General features: G+C 29.9%; 19 protein-coding genes and 1 pseudogene. 19 read left to right on the top strand and 1 reads right to left on the bottom strand.

Annotated elements, in window-relative coordinates:
• The first annotated feature begins 36 nt into the window (after positions 1–36).
• The 19 genes from BUB51_RS06035 to pnpS all read left to right on the top strand — a co-directional run bounded on the left by BUB51_RS06035 (position 37) and on the right by pnpS (position 18618).
• Positions 37–1497: a UDP-N-acetylmuramoyl-L-alanyl-D-glutamate--2,6-diaminopimelate ligase gene (locus BUB51_RS06035; protein ID WP_073196271.1), complete on the top strand. Its 1461-nt coding sequence runs from the start codon at positions 37–39 to the stop codon at positions 1495–1497.
• Between the two features lie 43 nt (positions 1498–1540).
• Complete coding sequence (gene mraY, locus BUB51_RS06030; protein ID WP_035163112.1) at positions 1541–2500, top strand: phospho-N-acetylmuramoyl-pentapeptide-transferase; 960 nt, start codon at positions 1541–1543, stop codon at positions 2498–2500.
• Positions 2501–2528: 28 nt separating this feature from the next.
• On the top strand, positions 2529–3899 hold the full coding sequence (gene murD / locus BUB51_RS06025; RefSeq protein ID WP_073196269.1) for a UDP-N-acetylmuramoyl-L-alanine--D-glutamate ligase: 1371 nt from the start codon (positions 2529–2531) through the stop codon (positions 3897–3899).
• Complete coding sequence (gene spoVE, locus BUB51_RS06020) at positions 3896–4999, top strand: stage V sporulation protein E (RefSeq protein WP_073196268.1); 1104 nt, start codon at positions 3896–3898, stop codon at positions 4997–4999. The genes murD and spoVE overlap by 4 nt, the downstream gene beginning before the upstream one ends.
• A gap of 5 nt (positions 5000–5004) precedes the next feature.
• Positions 5005–6111: an undecaprenyldiphospho-muramoylpentapeptide beta-N-acetylglucosaminyltransferase gene (gene murG, locus BUB51_RS06015; protein ID WP_073196266.1), complete on the top strand. Its 1107-nt coding sequence runs from the start codon at positions 5005–5007 to the stop codon at positions 6109–6111.
• 98 nt (positions 6112–6209) lie between these two features.
• Positions 6210–7463 carry a UDP-N-acetylglucosamine 1-carboxyvinyltransferase gene (gene murA / locus BUB51_RS06010; protein WP_035163116.1) on the top strand — a complete coding sequence of 418 codons (1254 nt, stop codon included), beginning with the start codon at positions 6210–6212 and terminating at the stop codon, positions 7461–7463.
• Between the two features lie 51 nt (positions 7464–7514).
• Positions 7515–8267 carry a cell division protein FtsQ/DivIB gene (locus BUB51_RS06005; RefSeq protein WP_073196265.1) on the top strand — a complete coding sequence of 251 codons (753 nt, stop codon included), beginning with the start codon at positions 7515–7517 and terminating at the stop codon, positions 8265–8267.
• A gap of 14 nt (positions 8268–8281) precedes the next feature.
• Positions 8282–9016: a DUF881 domain-containing protein gene (locus BUB51_RS06000; RefSeq protein ID WP_035163119.1), complete on the top strand. Its 735-nt coding sequence runs from the start codon at positions 8282–8284 to the stop codon at positions 9014–9016.
• An 18-nt stretch (positions 9017–9034) separates the two neighbouring features.
• Positions 9035–9763, top strand: coding sequence for a DUF881 domain-containing protein (locus BUB51_RS05995; RefSeq protein ID WP_073196262.1), 729 nt, complete (start codon positions 9035–9037; stop codon positions 9761–9763).
• A 1-nt stretch (position 9764) separates the two neighbouring features.
• Positions 9765–10094 carry a small basic family protein gene (locus tag BUB51_RS05990; protein ID WP_035163121.1) on the top strand — a complete coding sequence of 110 codons (330 nt, stop codon included), beginning with the start codon at positions 9765–9767 and terminating at the stop codon, positions 10092–10094.
• A gap of 34 nt (positions 10095–10128) precedes the next feature.
• Positions 10129–11376 (top strand): cell division protein FtsA, encoded by a 1248-nt coding sequence (ftsA, locus tag BUB51_RS05985; protein WP_073196260.1) that lies wholly within the window; start codon positions 10129–10131, stop codon positions 11374–11376.
• Positions 11377–11401: 25 nt separating this feature from the next.
• Positions 11402–12490, top strand: a complete 1089-nt coding sequence (gene ftsZ, locus BUB51_RS05980) for a cell division protein FtsZ (RefSeq protein WP_073196258.1) — start codon at positions 11402–11404, stop codon at positions 12488–12490.
• 143 nt (positions 12491–12633) lie between these two features.
• The gene (gene spoIIGA / locus BUB51_RS05975; RefSeq protein WP_035163128.1) at positions 12634–13521 is read left to right on the top strand and encodes a sigma-E processing peptidase SpoIIGA; all 888 of its coding nucleotides are present in this window, start codon (positions 12634–12636) and stop codon (positions 13519–13521) included.
• Between the two features lie 15 nt (positions 13522–13536).
• Positions 13537–14265 carry an RNA polymerase sporulation sigma factor SigE gene (sigE, locus tag BUB51_RS05970; RefSeq protein WP_073196256.1) on the top strand — a complete coding sequence of 243 codons (729 nt, stop codon included), beginning with the start codon at positions 13537–13539 and terminating at the stop codon, positions 14263–14265.
• A gap of 109 nt (positions 14266–14374) precedes the next feature.
• Positions 14375–15157, top strand: a complete 783-nt coding sequence (sigG, locus tag BUB51_RS05965) for an RNA polymerase sporulation sigma factor SigG (RefSeq protein WP_035163132.1) — start codon at positions 14375–14377, stop codon at positions 15155–15157.
• Positions 15158–15276: 119 nt separating this feature from the next.
• Entirely contained in the window at positions 15277–15552 is a 276-nt protein-coding gene (locus BUB51_RS05960; RefSeq protein WP_073196255.1) for a YlmC/YmxH family sporulation protein, read from the top strand.
• An 81-nt stretch (positions 15553–15633) separates the two neighbouring features.
• A complete protein-coding gene (nrdR, locus tag BUB51_RS05955) occupies positions 15634–16092 on the top strand; it encodes a transcriptional regulator NrdR (RefSeq protein ID WP_035164398.1) in 459 nt (152 codons plus the stop codon).
• 55 nt (positions 16093–16147) lie between these two features.
• Positions 16148–16843 (top strand): response regulator transcription factor, encoded by a 696-nt coding sequence (locus BUB51_RS05950; protein WP_035164400.1) that lies wholly within the window; start codon positions 16148–16150, stop codon positions 16841–16843.
• An 11-nt stretch (positions 16844–16854) separates the two neighbouring features.
• The gene (gene pnpS, locus BUB51_RS05945; protein ID WP_073196254.1) at positions 16855–18618 is read left to right on the top strand and encodes a two-component system histidine kinase PnpS; all 1764 of its coding nucleotides are present in this window, start codon (positions 16855–16857) and stop codon (positions 18616–18618) included.
• Between the two features lie 621 nt (positions 18619–19239).
• Here pnpS and BUB51_RS05940 read toward each other — a convergent pair.
• Positions 19240–19428 (bottom strand): annotated as a pseudogene (locus tag BUB51_RS05940) (IS110 family transposase); the annotation flags it as partial.

Genomic DNA, 19428 nt, shown 5'->3' with positions numbered 1-19428 from the left:
AACAAATCGATAATACAGTTTAGTGAGGTGCTGAAAATGAAACTAATAGATTTAATCAATGGATTGGAAATTGAGAAGTATAGTGGAGATTTAGACATTGAAATTTCTAAAATAGTTTATGATTCGAGAAAAGCTGAAAATGGTTGTATATTTGTGGCTATAAAAGGTTATAAAACAGATGGGCATAATTATATAAATCAAGCGATTAGTAATGGTGCAAAAGCAGTTATATTGCAAAGAGATATAAATATCCCCGAGAATATTGTCAAAATATTAGTTAAAGATACAAGATGTGCATTAGCTAGAATTTCATCAAATTATTATAAAAATCCATCAGAGAAGTTAGAGTTAATAGGAATTACAGGCACTAATGGTAAAACAACAACTACTTATCTTATAAAGTCTATTTTAGAAGCATCAGGTAAGAATGTAGGTTTGATAGGAACAATAGGAAATGTGATAAATGGTGAAATTGTTAAATCGAAAAATACTACGCCAGAATCTTTAGATTTACAAGAATTTTTTAATCGTATGGTTAATACAAATATAGATAGTTGTGTAATGGAGGTTTCATCACATTCTCTTGAATTAAAAAGAGTTGAATACTGTGATTTTAATGTAGGTATTTTTACAAATTTAACTCCTGAGCACTTAGATTTTCATAAGGATTTACAGAGTTACATGGAAGCAAAAGTTAAATTATTTTATAAAACTAGAGATTATAATATTATTAATATAGATGATGAATATGGAAGAAAAATTCAAAGCATTATACAAGAACTTGATACACCAATTTTAACATACGGGATAGAAAAAAAAGCCGATATAATGGCTCGTAATATAGAAATTTATGCAAGTGGTGTTAAATTTGATTTAATAACACCTGATGGTAGTATTGATATAAGATTGAATATTCCTGGTAAATTTAGTGTCTATAATGCTTTAGCGGCTGCATCTTGCGGAATTGCATTTAATATAAAGCTAGAAGATATTAAAAGGGGACTTGAAACGATACAAGGGGTAAGAGGAAGATTTGAAGTGGTGCCGACTAATACAGATTTTTCTGTAATAATAGATTATGCACATACTCCTGATGGATTTAAAAAGGTATTAAGCACAATTGACCAGTTTGCTAAAGGAAGGAAAATGATTGTATTCGGTTGTGGTGGAGATAGAGATAAAACGAAAAGACCTAAAATGGGGGAAATAGCTTCTCATTATTGTGATATATGTATCATTACAACCGATAATCCGAGAACTGAAAATCCAAAAGAGATAGTTAAAGATATTTTAAGAGGAATTGATGATGAAAATTGTGAATGTGTGATTATTGAAGATAGAAAAGAAGCGATACGTTATGCTTTAGAAATAGCAAAGAAGGACGATGTTATTTTATTAGCTGGTAAAGGACATGAAACATATCAAATTATAGGTAAAGAAGTATTGCCATTTGACGAAAGAGAAATTGTATTAGGAATACTTAACGAAGGAAAATAAAATGATATATTGAACATATGCTGAAGAGAGGAGTAAGCAAATAATGGACTATAAAGTAATAATCAAGATTATTATTATTTCATTTATGATTACTTTGATTTTAGGTCCAATATTAATACCCATTTTAAAAAGGCTGAAGGTTGGACAAAATGTAAGGGACGAAGGACCTAAAACGCATTTAAAAAAACAAGGTACGCCTACAATGGGTGGAATTATAATGTTAATCGCACTGGTTATTACTACACTATCATCAGGATTGATAAATAGAGATATGATTGTACTTTTAGTAGCTACTTTGAGTTTTGGATTAATTGGTTTTATAGATGATTTTATAAAGGTAGTTTTAAAAAGGTCGCTTGGATTAAGAGCTTATCAAAAACTAATAGGGCAAATATTATTTGCAGTAATTCTAGCTATTTATCAGTCAAATACTTCGATTTTAGGAACTAAAGTTTTAATACCTTTTTTAGATAAAACTTTAGATTTGGGTATGTTTTATGTACCTTTTATAGCTTTTGTAGTTGTAGGGACAGTAAACAGTGTTAATTTAACAGATGGATTAGACGGATTAGCTACAGGAGTAACGTTAATAGTTTTAGCGTTTTTTGGTATTGTTTCAATAACATTAGGTTACAACAGCATAGCCATATTCTCTGCTGCTTTGGCAGGAGCATGTTTAGGTTTCTTAAAATATAATGCGCATCCAGCTAAAGTTTTTATGGGTGATACAGGTTCTTTAGCATTAGGAGGTGCTGTTTCTACTATTGCAATACTTATGAATTTGCCGCTTATATTGCCTATAGTAGGGGGTATTTATTTTGTTGAGGCGTTATCAGTTATTATACAGGTAGCGTCATTTAAATTAACAGGTAAAAGAGTATTTAAGATGAGTCCTTTACATCATCATTTTGAATTAAAAGGGTGGAAAGAGACGAAAGTAGTAATGGTATTTTGGATTACAACAGTTATTTTATGCTTAATAGGAATTGCTGGTATAATGTAAAAATTATTTGTCAAAGTAGGTGATTAGGTTGGAGCTTAAACATAAAAATATTTTAATTTTAGGGCTAGGTATTAGTGGTGTTTCAACAGCAAAAGCATTAAACAAGTTAAATGCCAACATTGTAATTAGTGATAAAAAGAAAAAAGATGAATTAAAGCAATATATCGATGAATTAAGAGATATAAAAGTTAAATATGTTTTAGGTACTAACGATGTTGATTTGGATAATGATAATATTGATTTAATAATAAAAAGTCCCGGAATACCTTTGAATTTGCCTATAATCAATGAAGCTGTCGAAAGGGGCATTGAAGTTATTACGGATATTGAGTTAGCATATAGAATTTCATCTAATCAATTTATTGCTATTACAGGTACTAATGGTAAAACAACTACCACAACATTAGTAGGAGAAATTTTCAAAAAAGCAAATAGAGCATGTCATGTAACAGGAAATGTTGGAGTAGGGATATTGTGGGAGTTAGTTAATTCTAATGAAGGCGATATTTTTATAGTTGAAGTTAGTAGTTTCCAATTAGAGAGTACAAAATATTTTAAACCTAAAGCTAGTGTAGTCATTAATATAACTCCTGACCATTTAAAATGGCATGGTTCATTTGAAAACTATATAAACGCAAAGAAGAAAATATTTGCCAATCAGAATAAAGATGACTATACTATTTTAAACTATGACGATAAACTCTTAAGAAAAATGTCAAATGAAGTCTGTTCGAATGTTATATTTTTTAGCCAATATTCTGAATTAGAAAAAGGTGTATATGTAAAAGATGATAATATAGTAGTAAATGATGGAAAAAGAATAGAACCTGTTATATCATGTAGTGAGATAAAAATACCTGGCAGGCATAATCTAGAAAATGCACTTGCTGCAGTTAGTGTAGGTTGGGTAATGGGAGTAGAATTAAAGACAATTGCTAATACTTTAAGAGAATTTGAGGGAGTAGAGCACAGGCTTGAATTTGTAGATGAAGTTAATGGTGTTAGTTTTTATAATGATTCTAAAGCAACTAATCCAGATGCTGCAATAAAGGCTATTGAAGCCATAGAAAGTCCAATAATCCTAATAGCCGGTGGTTTAGATAAGGGAAACGAATTTGATGAATTTATAAATAACTTTAATAATAAAGTGAAAGAGCTAATATTACTTGGTGAAACAGCTATAAAAATAAAAGATACTGCAATAAAATTGGGCTTTAAGAATATACATATAGTAGAAAATATGAAGAAGGCAGTCGAGAAAAGCTATGAGCTAGCTAAAAGAGGTGATAATGTACTGCTTTCACCTGCTTGTGCTAGTTGGGATATGTATAAGAGTTTTGAGGAAAGGGGTAAAGATTTTAAGATAGCAGTCAATAACTTGAGGAGGCTTAATGAATGATAAAAAAGAAAGCCTGTGATTTTACTTTGATGATTGTAACTATTCTTTTGGTTTTTATTGGAATAATTATGGTTTTTAGTTCTAGTTATCCGGAAGCATATTATAAAATGAAAGATGGATATTTCTTTCTGAAAAAACAGATGTTTTTTAGTGCACTTGGATTATTTGCTATGATATTTTTTATGAATTTTGATTATCGGAGGTTTCAGAAATTATCTAAGTTAATATTTTTGATAAGTATAATTTTAGGCCTTTTAATTTTTACTCCATTGGGAACTGAATTTCATGGAGCAAGAAGATGGATAAATTTAGGATTTACGACATTTCAGCCTTCAGAGGCTATAAAATTGGGTTCAATAATATATTTAGCTTCATATTTGTCTAGGAAAAAAGAAAGAATAAAATATTTTTTTAAAGGAGTAGTTCCAGCTCTTATTATTATAGGAATTGCTTGTGGATTAATAATTATCCAGAAGGATTTAAGTACTAGTGCGACTTTAGGATTAACTCTTATGATTATGCTATTTATTGCAGGAATGAAATTTTTACATTTAACATTTTTAGCGTCAATTGGAATAGGAGGAGCAGCATTAGCTATTTTAAAAGAGGAATTTAGAATAAAGAGGATTTTGGCATTTTTAGATCCTTTTAAGTATAAAGATACTGTTGGATGGCAGTTAGTTCAGTCATTATATGCTTTGGGTTCGGGAGGCATATTTGGATTAGGTTTGGGGAAAAGTAGACAAAAATTCTTTTATATACCTGAACCGTATAATGATTTCATATTTGCGATAATAGGTGAGGAGCTTGGTTTTGTAGGATGTGTGACTGTAATAATATTATTTTTGATTCTGATATGGAGAGGGATTAGAATAGCTATAAATGCAAAAGATTTATTCGGCTGTTTGTTAGCTTCAGGTATAGTAGCTTTAATAACTGTTCAATCGATGATACATATAGCAGTTGTTACTTCTTCTATACCTCCTACTGGAATACCTTTACCATTTGTTAGTTTTGGCGGTACATCACTTTTAATATTTATGTCAGCAGTCGGTATATTACTTAATATTTCAAGATATACAGATTTAGATAGGAGTTGAACATTATGAAGTTTTTAATAACTGGTGGAGGAACTGGAGGGCATATATATCCTGCTTTAGCAATTGCTAATAAGATAAAGAAAGAGATTCAAGGTGCTACTATTTTATATGTTGGAACTGAAAAAGGATTAGAAGCAGAATTAGTTCCTAGAGAGGGATTTGATTTTAGGGCTATAAGAGTAAAGGGTTTTAGGAGAAAATTGTCTTTAGATACATTAGATTCTGTAAAGACTTTGTTTCAAGGGCTTAATGATGCGAGAAAGATAATAAATGAATTTAAGCCTGATGTAGTTATAGGAACTGGCGGATATGTCTGTGGGCCTGTGGTATTTATTTCGGCTTTAAAGAAGATACCAACATTGATTCATGAACAAAATGCATATCCGGGAGTAACAAATAGAATTCTTTCTAGATTTGTTGATAAAGTTGCCGGAAGCTTTGAAGAGTCTATAAAATATTTTTACGACTCAAATAAAGTTACTATAACTGGAAATCCGATCAGAGATGATTTTTTGAAAATCAATAGAAATAAAGTTAAGTCAATTCAGAAAGATAGTCCCATTATTCTTTCTTTTGGAGGAAGCGGTGGGCAGAAAAAACTGAATGAAGCAATGCTTGAGGTTATTCAAAAGAATGTAGGGGGAAAATTGCAGATTATTCATGTAACAGGAAAGAGATTTTATAAAGATTTTATGAAGAGTTTGAATAGAAAAATAGGTTCTGTCGAAAGTTTAGGAGATAATATTAAAGTATTACCATATTTATACGATATGCCTAATGTTCTAGCATCTTCTGATCTTGTAATAACTAGTGCCGGAGCAATAACGATTGCGGAGATTACTGCTGTAGGGGTTCCGAGTATTTTAATACCGAAGGGTTATACAACAGAAAATCACCAAGAATTTAATGCTAGAGCATTAGAAGAAAAAGGCGCAAGTGTAATGATTTTGGAAAAAGACCTTACTGGAGAGGTATTAAATAAAAAGATAAATGAACTGATAAATGATAAAAACAAGTTAAGGCACATGGCTCAACAGAGCAAGAGATTAGCTAAAGTAAATGCTACTGATAGGATTTTTAAAATGATTATAGATTTGATTGAAGAAAGATAGTATTTTGTAACACCTCTTGGGGATATGCATATGATATATATATACTGCTTTTCAAAAGTTTTATACATAGGCACGGTGCATATTCTGGAGGTGTAATCATGAGTAAGTATGTTATAGAAGGTGGAAAGAGACTCGTAGGTGAAATTACCATAGGTGGTGCTAAAAATTCTGCATTACCTATCCTAGCCGCTTCTGTTATAACTAATGGAGTAAGTACTATTTTCAATATACCAAAAATTAAAGATGTAAATGTAATGGAACAAATTTTAAAATCGATTGGATGTAAAGTTAATAGAGTAGATAACATTATGACAATAGATTCAAGACCTTTTTCAAAAATTAAAATACCTGAAGATTTAGTCAGAGAGATGCGTTCTTCAATTATTCTAATGGGAGCTATGCTAGCAAGATGTGGTCAAGTCGAAATATCTTATCCGGGTGGGTGTGATATTGGGCCTAGACCTATCGATTTGCACCTTAAGGCTCTTAAAGAACTCGGGGCAGATATTAAAGAGGCGCATGGTTATATATATTGTTGTACTGAACAATTAAAGGGATGCGAAATTCAGTTAGACTATCCTAGCGTAGGAGCAACCGAAAATATCATGTTAGCTGCGGTTAGAGCTAAAGGAACTACAATAATTAGAAATGCGGCCAAGGAGCCGGAAATAGTTGATCTTCAAAACTTTCTCAATGCTGCTGGTGCGAGAATATATGGAGCAGGTACAAGTGCGATAAGGATTGACGGTGTTGAAAAATTACATGGAGTAGAGCATACTGTTATACCTGATAGAATAGTTGCAGGGACATTTATGGTAGCTTCTGCTATAACTGGTGGAGAAGTTATATTAAAAAACATAGAAGTTGAACATTTGAGTTCAATAATAGCAAAACTTAAAGAAGCTGGTTGCAAGATTTACAATAATTGTACGACTTTAAAGATAATTGGACCTAAGAGACCTAATGCTGTCGAATCTATTAGAACTTTACCATATCCTGGTTTTCCAACAGATATGCAAGCTCAAATGATAGCTCTTTTATCGTTAGCTAATGGAACAAGTATAGTATGTGAAACTATATTTGAAAATAGATTTAAACATGTTGATGAATTGGTTAGAATGGGAGCTAAAATAAAGACTGAAGGAAGAGTAGCTATAATAAAGGGAGTTAAAGAGTTAACTGGTGCCAAAGTAACTGCTAAAGATTTAAGAGGAGGAGCTGCTTTGGTATTAGCGGGATTAGCTGCTAAAGGAACTACTATAATTGAAAATATATATCATATAGATAGAGGTTATCAAGATTTCGAAAAAGATTTAGCATCTTTAGGAGCTGATATAAAGAAAATATTTTAGCAGCATATTGCTGCTTTTTAATTAATGGACAAGCTACAGGAGTGATTTAAAGTGGCTAATAGTATTGAAAGAAAAGTGCGAAAAAAGAAAATAGGACTTATTACAATATTATTAATTTTCTTAACATCTACTTTTATTATCTTGTCGACCAAAACGGATTTTTTTAACGTTTCAGAAATAATAGTTCAGGGGAATAATGTTTTAGATTATGAAAAAGTTATTTTGGCTTCTGGACTGAATTATGGGGAAAATATTTTTAAAATACGAACCAAGGAAGCTAAAGAAAATATATTATCCCATCCATATGTAAAATCTGTGAATATAAAGAGAGTTTTTCCTAATAAACTTGCAATTACGATAGAAGAAAGAAAAGAAACCTTAATTATTCCATATTTAGAATCATATATATACTTAGATGACGAAGGATATGTTTTGAATTTATTAGCTTATAAAAAAGAAGGATTGTTAGAAGTTGAGGGTATTAATATTAATAGTATTTCAATTGGAAAGAAATTATTATTGGAAGATAATGTCGATTTAGAAAAGATAATAGACTTAATTAAAGATTGTAAGAAAATTGATTTATATAGAGAAATAGAAAAGGTTAAATTAGATAATAAATCCAATGTAGTAATTTATTTAAAATCAGGTATTAAAGTTGCATTTGGACATCTAAATAATGTAAAATATAAATTAAGCTTCACTATTAAAATATTAGATGATTTGAAACGTAAAGGTATAAGTAAAGGTACAATCCATTTTGATAAAGGAGATAGTCCTATTTTCATACCAGAAGGTAATTAGGAGGATAATCTATAATGAAAGAATTAAAAAGTAAAATAGCATTCGTATTAGTATGTGTAATACTTGGGATAATTATAGCGATACAATTTAAAACAGTTAATGAAACTGTAGGCAGTGGAATTTTGCCGACTAAAAGTGCACAGCAGTTAACATTGGAATTAAAAAAATTAAAAGATGAAAAAGAAAAATTATTAGAAGAGTTAAATAGTTTAGAATCTAAAGTAAAACAGTATGAGAAAAATGCTGCCGAAGAAAATGTCTATATTAAAAATTTAATGAAAGAATTGCAGAGATATAGGATGTTTGGTGGATACGAGCCAGTAAAAGGACCGGGTATAATAGTAGTAGTAAATGATCCACCTATCGAAGTACAATTCGGAGATGATACTAGTATTATAGTTAACAATTATGATTTTCTATTAGAGATAGTTAGTAATCTAAATGCGGCTGGTGCAGAGGCAATTTCCATTAATGAACAGAGATACACAGGATTTACCGAAATAGTACCAGCAGGAAATCATTTAGAAATTAATGGTGTTTCATATGGCCCTCCTTTTATAATTAAAGCGATTGGTGAGCCAAAGATTTTAGAATCAGCCCTTAGACTTAAAGGTGGAGTCATTTGGTATATGGAGAATGTATTTAACTTAGATGTACAGATTAAAGAGGAAAAAGAGATAGAAATACCTAGATATACAAGAATAAATGAATTTAAATATGCAAAGCCGATAGAGGATGTTACCGATTAAAAAATAAGGTGAGGAAAAATGGATAAAAAATATATTGGTAATATAACTATATTGATAGTTACCATTATTACAGGAATACTTTTTTCATTTCAATTAAAACAGGATATTGAAGACTATACATTAGTGTCTTTAAATTCGATTAAGATGACAAAACAGGAGATTAATAATTATAAAAAAGAGATTATTAATTTAAAGAGATTAATAGAGGAGAAAAAAAATGAGATAGATAATTATCATAAAGCTATAATAGATAAAGATTCTTTTGCTGAACTGCTTAAGCAGGAGATTAAAGATATAAGATTTGAAATAGGTTTAGAAGATGTTCAAGGTCCAGGTATTATTATTAAGATAGAAGATAATAATAAAGAGGTTTCTTATGGAGAAAATGTAAATTATGATTTAGTACATGATTTAGATGTTTTAAAATTAATTAATGATTTAAATGCGGCCGGTGCTGAAGCAATAAGTATCAATGGACAGAGAATATTGTCGCGATCTGAAATAAAATGTGGAGGCCCTATTATAACAGTAAATAAACAAAGATTAGCCCCTCCGTTTGTAATAAAAGCGATAGGAGACCCTAAATTGTTATATGCAGCGATAAATGCTCCTAATACAAATGGATATATTTTAAAGGAAATCAGAAATATAAAAATACAAACTAAAATAAGTGATAATATTTTTATCCCAAGATATTGGGGAAATATTACTTTTAATCAGGCTAAGCCTATAGAAGAGGGTGAATAAAATGATTTTAGCACTTATAGGTATTTTGATAGGTATATTGATAGGATTTTATATACCTGTAACTTATTCAACGAGTTATTCTCTATATATTTCAGTTGCAATATTAGCATGTTTAGATTCAGTTTTCGGGGGAATTAGAGCAAATTTAGAACAAAATTTTGATATACGTATTTTTGTTACAGGATTTTTTGGAAATGCAATATTGGCAGCATTATTAGCTTATATTGGAGATAGATTAGGAGTGCCCCTTTATTATGCAGCTATTTTTGCATTTGGTAGCAGATTATTCCAAAATTTTGCCATTATTAGAAGAATACTAATTAATAGGTAAAAAGGGGTTTAGCTTTTAAAGGGGGCGTAAGTATATGGGGAATGTCGTTACTTCAATAGATTTAGGCAGTTCAAAAATTTGCGTAATCATATCGGAAATAGATAATAACGGACAATTGCAGGTTATTGGTATAGGTAAGAGTAAATGTAAAGGTATAAAGAAAGGCGTTGTAGTAGATATAGAAGAAACTGCTAAGGCTGTAATTGAAGCCGTTACTCAAGCTGAAAATATGGCAGATCTTGAAATTTGTGAAGCTTATATAAATATTCCTGGTGGATATACGAAACTAATTAGAAATAAAGGGATTATAGCCGTATCAAGTGATGATAAAGAGATTTCTTTTGAAGATGTAAAAAGGGTATTAAATTCGGCGACAATTGTATCAATACCTCAAGATCAGAGAATTGTTGATATAATTCCTAGACAGTATATAGTAGATGGGTATGATGGTATTAGTGATCCTATTGGTATGGTTGGAATAAGATTAGAGGTTGAGGCAGATATAATTGTAGGTTCAACAACGACTGTGCTGAATCTAGTTAAGAGTGTTAATCGGGCAGGTATAGAGGTATTGGGAATTATAATGGAGCCTATATCAACTTCTGAAGCCGTTCTGACAAAAGATGAAAAGGACCTAGGTGTTTTACTGTTGGATATTGGCGCAGGAACAAGTGATTTTTCTGTTTTTAGAAATGGAATATTAATATATTCAAATATTTTACCTATTGCAGGAAATCATATTACTAACGATATATCAGTTGGACTTAGACTACCTTTTGATAGAAGTGAAGAGATTAAAAAGAAATTTGGCGTTGCTTATACAAAGTTAGCTAATAATGATAATGTTTTTGAAATAAATCCTTTAGGATTTAACAATAATTTAGAAGTTAATGAAATACAATTATCGGAGATTATTGAAGCTAGAATAAGAGAAATATTTGAGTTAATTAATATGGATTTAATAAAAAATAGAGTTAAAGATAAGATATTAACTGGAATAGTAATAACAGGTGGAGGTGTTAGTTATTTTAAAGGTGTAACTGAATTAGGGATAGAAGTTTTTGGACTACCTGTACGAATTGGACAACCTTATCAGATGGGAGCTCAAGAACCTATTTTTTCTTCAGCAGTTGGACTTATAAATTATGGTTTTAAAAGGAAATTAAATTATTATATAGAATATAATAATGTAGAAATAAAGAAAGGCAGAGGAAAGAAAAGAGGTAAGAATACAAAGAGCATAATGTCTTTTTTAAAAACAATATGGGACGAGTATTTTTAAAAAACAATAGCGAAGGGGGAATTTGATGTTTGAATTTGATGTGGAAATGAATCAGTTTGCTTGTATAAAAGTAATTGGCGTAGGTGGTGGCGGAAATAATGCAGTTAATAGAATGATAGAGTCTCAAGTTAAAGGTGTTGAGTTTATTGCTATAAATACTGATAGACAGGCTTTACATACTTCAAGAGCTGAAACTAAAATACAAATTGGAGAGAAATTAACTAAGGGATTAGGAGCTGGAGCAAATCCGGAGATTGGAAAGAAGGCTGCTGAAGAAAGTAGAAATGAAATTCTTGAAGCTATTAAAGGAGCAGATATGGTTTTTATAACTGCTGGAATGGGTGGAGGTACAGGAACGGGCGCTGCACCAATAGTTGCTGAAATCGCTAAAGAGTTAGGCATATTAACAGTTGGTGTTGTAACAAAGCCTTTTATGTTTGAAGGTAGAAGGAGAATGCTTCATGCAGAAAAAGGAGTTGAAGAATTAAAATCTAGAGTAGATACATTGGTTACAATACCTAATGATAGATTATTACAAGTAGTTGAAAAGAAAACTTCAATAATGGATGCTTTTAAAATTGCAGATGATGTTTTAAGACAGGGTATTCAAGGTATATCAGATTTAATTGCTGTACCGGGCCTTGTCAACCTTGACTTTGCAGATGTCAAGACTATTATGTTAGAACAAGGATTAGCTCATATGGGAATTGGAAGAGCTAGTGGAGAAAATAGAGCTGTTGAAGCAGCGAAACAGGCTATTCATAGTCCTCTGCTTGAAACTTCAATTGAAGGAGCTAAAGGAGTACTACTTAATATAACAGGTGGAAGTAATTTAGGATTATTTGAAGTAAATGAGGCTGCGGATTTGATTAAACAGGCAGTGGATCCAGATGCAAATATTATTTTTGGTGCAGTTGTTGATGAAAGTTTAAAAGATGATATCAAGATTACTGTTATAGCAACAGGATTTGATTATACTAAAAAAGAAAGTGGAGCAAAGACAACAAATAAGAAATTGGAAGAAAAAAATAATGTTAAATTAAATAGTGAAGTTAAACAATTTGATGCAGATGATTTAGATATTCCGACCTTTTTAAGGAGGAGAAGCAGATAAACCCTTTTCTTAACAGAAAAGGGTTTTTTTCGACTTCAATAAATGACAAATTTTTGAAAAATTATATTGTATAATAGACATAAAAATGAGGACAACTGAATATTTGTAAATTAGAGGACCAATTATTTTGAGGGGGCAGTGTTTTGTATATATATGCTGAGTACCTTATTTTAGAGAATTTTATTATTAATTTCATTATATTATATGTAACTAAAAGATTTACAAGAACTGAAACAACGAGATTGAGATTAATTTTAGCTGCTTTAATAGGTGCTATTTACACTTTAGTTATATTTTATCCTAAGTTAAGTTTTATGGTTAATTTTACTATGAAAATAACTATCTCGATTTTAATTATAATTGTGGCTTTTAATCCAATTACTTTAAAAAAGTTTATTAAATTAATTGCTACGTTTTACATAGTATCTTTTGTTTTTGCGGGTTCTGCTTTGGCCCTTTTTTACTTAATAGATGTAGATTCTTATATTAGTAATGGAATTTTTTATATAAAAGATTTTCCTATCAAAATACTTATATTTGCAATAATAACATCATGGATTTTAATCAAGTACACATTAAGTTATATACAGGGTAGAATAAGCAGAGATAAAATATTAGTTCCTATTTCTATTCTACTGAGAAATAAAGAAGCTCATGTTGTAGCACTTGTTGATACTGGTAATTCATTGAAAGACCCTTTAACAGATGTACCAGTTATTATTGTACAGTTTTCAGCAATAAAAGATATATTACCTGAAAAAACAAAAAAATTTTTTGAAATGTATAATGTAAAGGATTTACAATTTATATTACCATTTTTACAAGAATTAGGGCAGGATTTAAAGATTAGAATAATTCCATTTAAAACAATTGGGAAAGAAAATGGAGTTTTGTTTGGATTTAAACCGGATAAAGTAATCATAAAAGATCAAGATAGAGCTATAACGGATATTATTGTTGGAATTTGTAACGATAAATTATCTAATGATAACAAATATGAAGCATTATTACATCCGGAACTATTAAATTAATTTGGGGGTGGAGAAATGAGATTTATTGTTAGAATGAGATTGTTGATAAGAATATATTATATGAAATTATTGAAGAAGCTTAATCTATTAGATGAAGAAGCGATTTTCTATATTGGAGGAAGTGAAGTTTTGCCACCTCCACTGACGCCTGAAGAAGAAAAATATCTGGTATCTAAATTAAAACAAGATGAAACAGTAAAGACCATATTAATAGAAAGAAATTTAAGATTAGTTGTTTATATAGCTAGGAAATTTGAAAGTACAGGAGTTGGAGTTGAAGATTTGATTTCAATTGGAACAATAGGTTTAATTAAAGCTGTTAGTACTTTTGATCCAGATAAAAAAATTAAATTGGCAACATATGCATCTAAATGTATTGAAAATGAAATACTTATGTATTTAAGAAGAAATAGTAAAACAAGAACCGAAATATCTTTTGATGAGCCGTTAAATATAGACTGGGATGGAAATGAATTATTGTTATCCGATATTCTAGGGACAGAAAATGACATGATATTTAAGTTATTAGAAGAAGAAGTTGATAAGGCACTATTAAATGAGGCGATAAAAAAACTTTCAAAACGAGAGAAGAAAATAATTGAGTTAAGATTTGGATTAAATAATGGAGAAGAGAAAACACAGAAAGAAGTTGCTGATATGCTAGGCATTTCACAATCTTATATATCAAGATTAGAAAAGAGGATTATAAAAAGGTTAAAGAGGGAAATTAATAGGATGGTATAATACATCATAGCTGGTATCAAATACCAGCTATTTTGTTTTGAATAATTATTAAGTTTAAAGTCAATAATTTATTACAGGGGGCAAAACATCGAGGAAGGCAGGGAAAAATATGCATGTAAACAAAGTAGAAATTTGTGGAGTTAATACGTCAGAGCTTCCCGTACTTACAAATGAAGAGATGAGAGAGCTGTTTGATAGAATTCATGCAGGCGATTTAAAAGCTAGAGAAGAATTTATTAAAGGTAATCTCAGGCTAGTTCTAAGCGTTATCCAGCGATTTAATAAAAGAGGAGAACACGTAGATGATTTGTTCCAAGTAGGATGTATAGGATTAATTAAAGCTATAGATAATTTTGATTTAAGTCAAAATGTTAAATTCTCTACTTATGCGGTACCTATGATAATAGGCGAAATAAGGAGGTATTTAAGGGATAATAATTCAATAAGAGTTAGTAGATCTCTAAGAGACATAGCATATAAAGCACTTCAAGCAAGAGACCAATTAATGAATAAAAATTCTAAAGAACCAACTATTACAGAAATTGCAAATGAATTAAAATTGCCAAAAGAAGAAGTAGTTTTCGCATTAGATGCTATACAAGACCCAATATCTCTATTTGAACCAATATATCATGATAGTGGTGATGCTATTTATGTAATGGATCAGGTTAGTGATGAGAAAAGTGAAGATGAAACATGGCTTGAAGGTATTGCTTTAAGAGAAGCAATGAGAAAATTAAATGATAGAGAGAAATTAATATTGAATTTAAGATTTTTTGAAGGAAAGACTCAAATGGAGGTAGCAGAAGAAATAGGAATATCACAGGCTCAAGTTTCACGACTTGAAAAAACAGCTTTAAAACACATGAGAAAGTTAATACAGATGAAATAATATTAATAGCCTCCCTTCTTTTTTAATAGTAATATTTTTTTAATTTAAATTATAAATATATTTTAGAACGATATTATTTTTTAAGGTAAAATTATAAAGAAAGTAAAGAAGGTGAGGCTATGGTAAAAACATCTGATTTGAAAGAAAAAGAAGTAATTAATATAAGGGATGGTACAAGATTAGGGCTTATAAACGATATTGAAATTGATTTAGATAGAGGAGTAGTTGAGGCTGTATATATTCCCGGAGGCAGTAGATTACTTAGTTTTTTTGGGAAAAATGATGAATACGTAATTAAATGGGAAAATATAATAAAAATTGGTAAGGATGTTGTATTAGTAGATTATGCCATAAGCAGTAGTAGAGATAGAAAAAATAATGATTTAGAAGTGTAAATAAACAGTATTGCTAGATAGACACATATGAAAAAATATAATATAATTTAATCAACGAAGTATTAAGGGGGTAGTATGAACATGAAATGTCCCTATTGCAATTATTTTGAAACTAAAGTAGTAGATTCGAGGCCAACAGATGAAGGACAAGCTATAAGGAGAAGACGAGAATGTGTTAGATGTAATAATAGATTTACTACTTATGAAAAGGTAGAAGAAATTCCTTTAATTGTAGTAAAAAAAGATGGAACTAGACAAGAGTACAGTCGGGATAAAATATTAAATGGAATCATAAGAGCTTGTGAAAAAAGACCGGTATCCTTGAAGACTATGGAAAACATTGTTGATGAGATAGAGAAGAATCTCTATAATACACTGAAAAGGGAGATAAGTACTGAATATATCGGAGAAATGGTAATGAATAAGCTAAAAGATATCGATGAAGTAGCTTATGTAAGATTTGCATCAGTTTATAGACAATTTAAAGATATAAACACTTTTATGGACGAATTAAAAAAGCTATTAGATGAAAAGAAATGAGTTATAAGAACAAGGTGCTAATAGGGGTTATTTGGTATGTGTAGAGGTGAATATTATGGATAATTTAAAAAAAATTCTAATAGTAGATGATGAGGAGCATATAATAGAGCTTATCAGATTTAACTTAGAAACTAATGGATATCAAGTTATAACTGCTAATGATGGCAATGAGGCTTTGAAAAAGATTAGAGAGGAAAAACCTAATTTAGTTATACTTGATTTAATGCTTCCTTCTATTGATGGAATAGAAATATGTAAAATTTTACGTAAAGACGAAGAGACTGAAAAACTGCCTATTATTATGTTGACTGCTAAAAGTGAAGAAATAGATATGATATTAGGGCTTGAAATAGGAGCAGATGATTATATTACTAAACCTTTTAGTGTAAGGGAACTTTTAGCTAGAATAAAAGCTGTTTTAAGACGTACACAAGAGATACAAGAAAAAAGAGAAAGTGTATTAAAAATTGGAGATATTATGATTGATATAGAAAAGCATGAGGTAACAAAAAAAGGTAAAAAGATTGATTTAACATTAAAAGAGTTCGAACTTTTAAGAATCTTATCTGAGAAACGTGGAAATGTTTTGACCCGTAATTATTTATTAGATGAAATATGGGGATATAATTATTTTGGAGATACTAGAACTGTAGATGTTCATATAAGGCATTTGAGGAGGAAAATAGAAGACGATGATAAAAATCCTCAATATATACAGACAATAAGAGGTATAGGTTATAAAATGAAATAGAGGAGAGGCAGATGCAAAAGAGGATTTTTATTACTTTTTTAACTTTAATTTCAATAGGAATATTGACTACTGGAATGCTCTCTATAAGTTTAATGCGAATTAATTATGTGAGAGATATTGAGGATAAACTCATATCTAATGCGAAATTAATAGAAACTTTTATTGAAGAACAGGAGAATATAGATAAAATAGATTTCAATGAATTAGCCAATATATTTTCAAAGAAAATACAGGCTAGGATTACATTTATAAATAAAGGTGGATGGGTGATTGGAGATTCTGATGCAGATATTAAAAAATTAGATAATCATAGTGATAGACCAGAGGTTATTAAAGCAAGGCAAGGCAAGATAGGTATTAGTAAGAGGTATAGTAAGTCTCTAGAATATGAGATGATATATGTAGCTGTACCGGTAAGTGTGGAATCTGATAAAATTGATGTTATAAGGCTTTCTGTACCTCTTAAAGACATTAGTGAATATTATAATCTAATGTATAGATATATATTTTTATCGATAGTCGCAGGATTACTTGTTGCAATGTTTGTAGGGTATAGGTATGTGAAAAGTGTTACAAAACCTATAAAAGAACTTACAATCGCAACAAGGAAAATATCGAGTGGTAATTTTGGAGAGTTGGTAAAAGTAAGGACCGAAGATGAGATTGGACTTTTAGCAGATAATTTTAATAAAATGAGTTTAAAGTTAAAAGATACGATAAATGAGCTTTTAGATAAAAATACTAAGCTAAAAGCCATCTTATCTAGTATGATAAATGGAGTTATAGCTTTAGATAATAATAAAAGAATAATTTTAGTAAATCCTGTGGCTGAAAAGATGTTAGAGATAAAAGAAGCAGATGTACGTAATAAGCACGTATTAGAAGTTTTAAAAGATTTAAATTTGAAAGAGAACATATGTGAGCTGTTGAATACTAATGTACAGTCGAAATTTGAGGTAGAAGTTAAAGAACCAAATAATAGAATATTTAATGTGTATATAAATCCGATTAAATTAACTAATGACCCTAATAGAACTATTGGTGTATTAGTAATAATACAAGATATAACAGAGATAAGAAGATTAGAAAGGATGAGAAAGGATTTTGTAGCTAATGTTTCACATGAATTAAAGACGCCTCTAACATCGATAAGAGGGTTTATTGAGACACTTAAGACAGGAGCTGTAGAGGATAAAGAAATTAGGAACAAATTTTTAGATATAATAGATATTGAAACATCACGTCTTACAAATCTTATAGAGGATTTATTGTTATTGTCACAAATAGAAAATACTAATGAAATGACAAAGAAGGATATAATAGATGTGAATAAAGCTATCGAAGAAGTAATTCAAGTACTAGAAGAATTAGCTAAAAAAAGGGGAGTAAGGCTGATTGAAAAAGTAAATAGGAAACTACCGAACTTAAGCGGGAATAAAGGTTGGTTTAAGCAAATGCTTATTAATTTAATAGACAACGGTATCAAATATACACCTGAAGGCGGAACTGTTACTATTACGGCATATAGCGCTAAAAACAGACTTGTAATTAAGATATCTGATACAGGGATTGGTATAGCCGAGCAGCACCTTCCAAGACTTTTTGAGAGATTTTATAGAGTAGATAAAGCTAGGTCTAGAAAAGTTGGAGGGACTGGACTTGGATTAGCTATTGTTAAGCATATTGTTTTAGCGTTTAGAGGAGAGATAAGTGTAAAAAGTAAAGTAAATAAAGGTACTGAATTTATAGTATCTTTGCCATTAGATGAATCATAATTTAGATAAGGCATAGTTTCTAATTCTACAAAAATGTTAGAAACTATGCCTTATTTTGTTTTAGTATATTTCTTTGTATATAATTAGCTGCATAAAAGGAAAATTATGCTTGACATTACATATATATGTATATGTATAATTTATATTAGATAATATACCATTGTTATTAAATAATTTTAGTTTTTTCAATATTGAAGAATTCTGCAACAAACTATAATAATTAAAATTTTTAGGGGTGATAAGGTTTGAAAGATGTTTTAAATCTAAAGAGCTTATGGGGTGCTTTATTATTACTTATGTTTTTTTTATATACGATAATATTTTAAAAAATACTGCCTTTAGAAAAATGGGCAAGCCACTTTCGCTTCTATTTTTTATTATTTTTATCTTGTTGCCAGATTTTTTAAGAATAAAGAATGAATATTTGTATCGGTTATTACAATCAATATCGACGATTTTTGCTTTAAACTTGCTTGATAAAGAAAAACGGTCTTAAAGACCAGCTATTAAATGTCAAGTAACAAAATCGAAAAAAAGTATTATAATTAAACAACTAAAAATAGGCATGACAAAAAGAGGTTATTAGTTTTAATAACCCGAAGGATAATTATTCATATTTAATTAAGCCATTGGAGTGTATTCTTTATTGTCACGCATTACAGCATAAATTATATAGGTTAACTTTCGAGCGACAGCTCCTATGGCAGTTAAATGATGTTTACCTTCAGACCTTTTCTTGTTGTAATAATTATTTAAAACAGGGTCATTAAATGCAGCAACTGTAGCAGCCATCCATATGGCTCGTCTAAG

Origin of the sequence: Caloranaerobacter azorensis DSM 13643 (genome assembly GCF_900129995.1) — a bacterium.
Classification (GTDB): domain Bacteria; phylum Bacillota; class Clostridia; order Tissierellales; family Thermohalobacteraceae; genus Caloranaerobacter; species Caloranaerobacter azorensis.
Note: the sequence above shows the minus strand (reverse complement) of the source record. Positions and strands in the feature narration are given on the sequence as shown.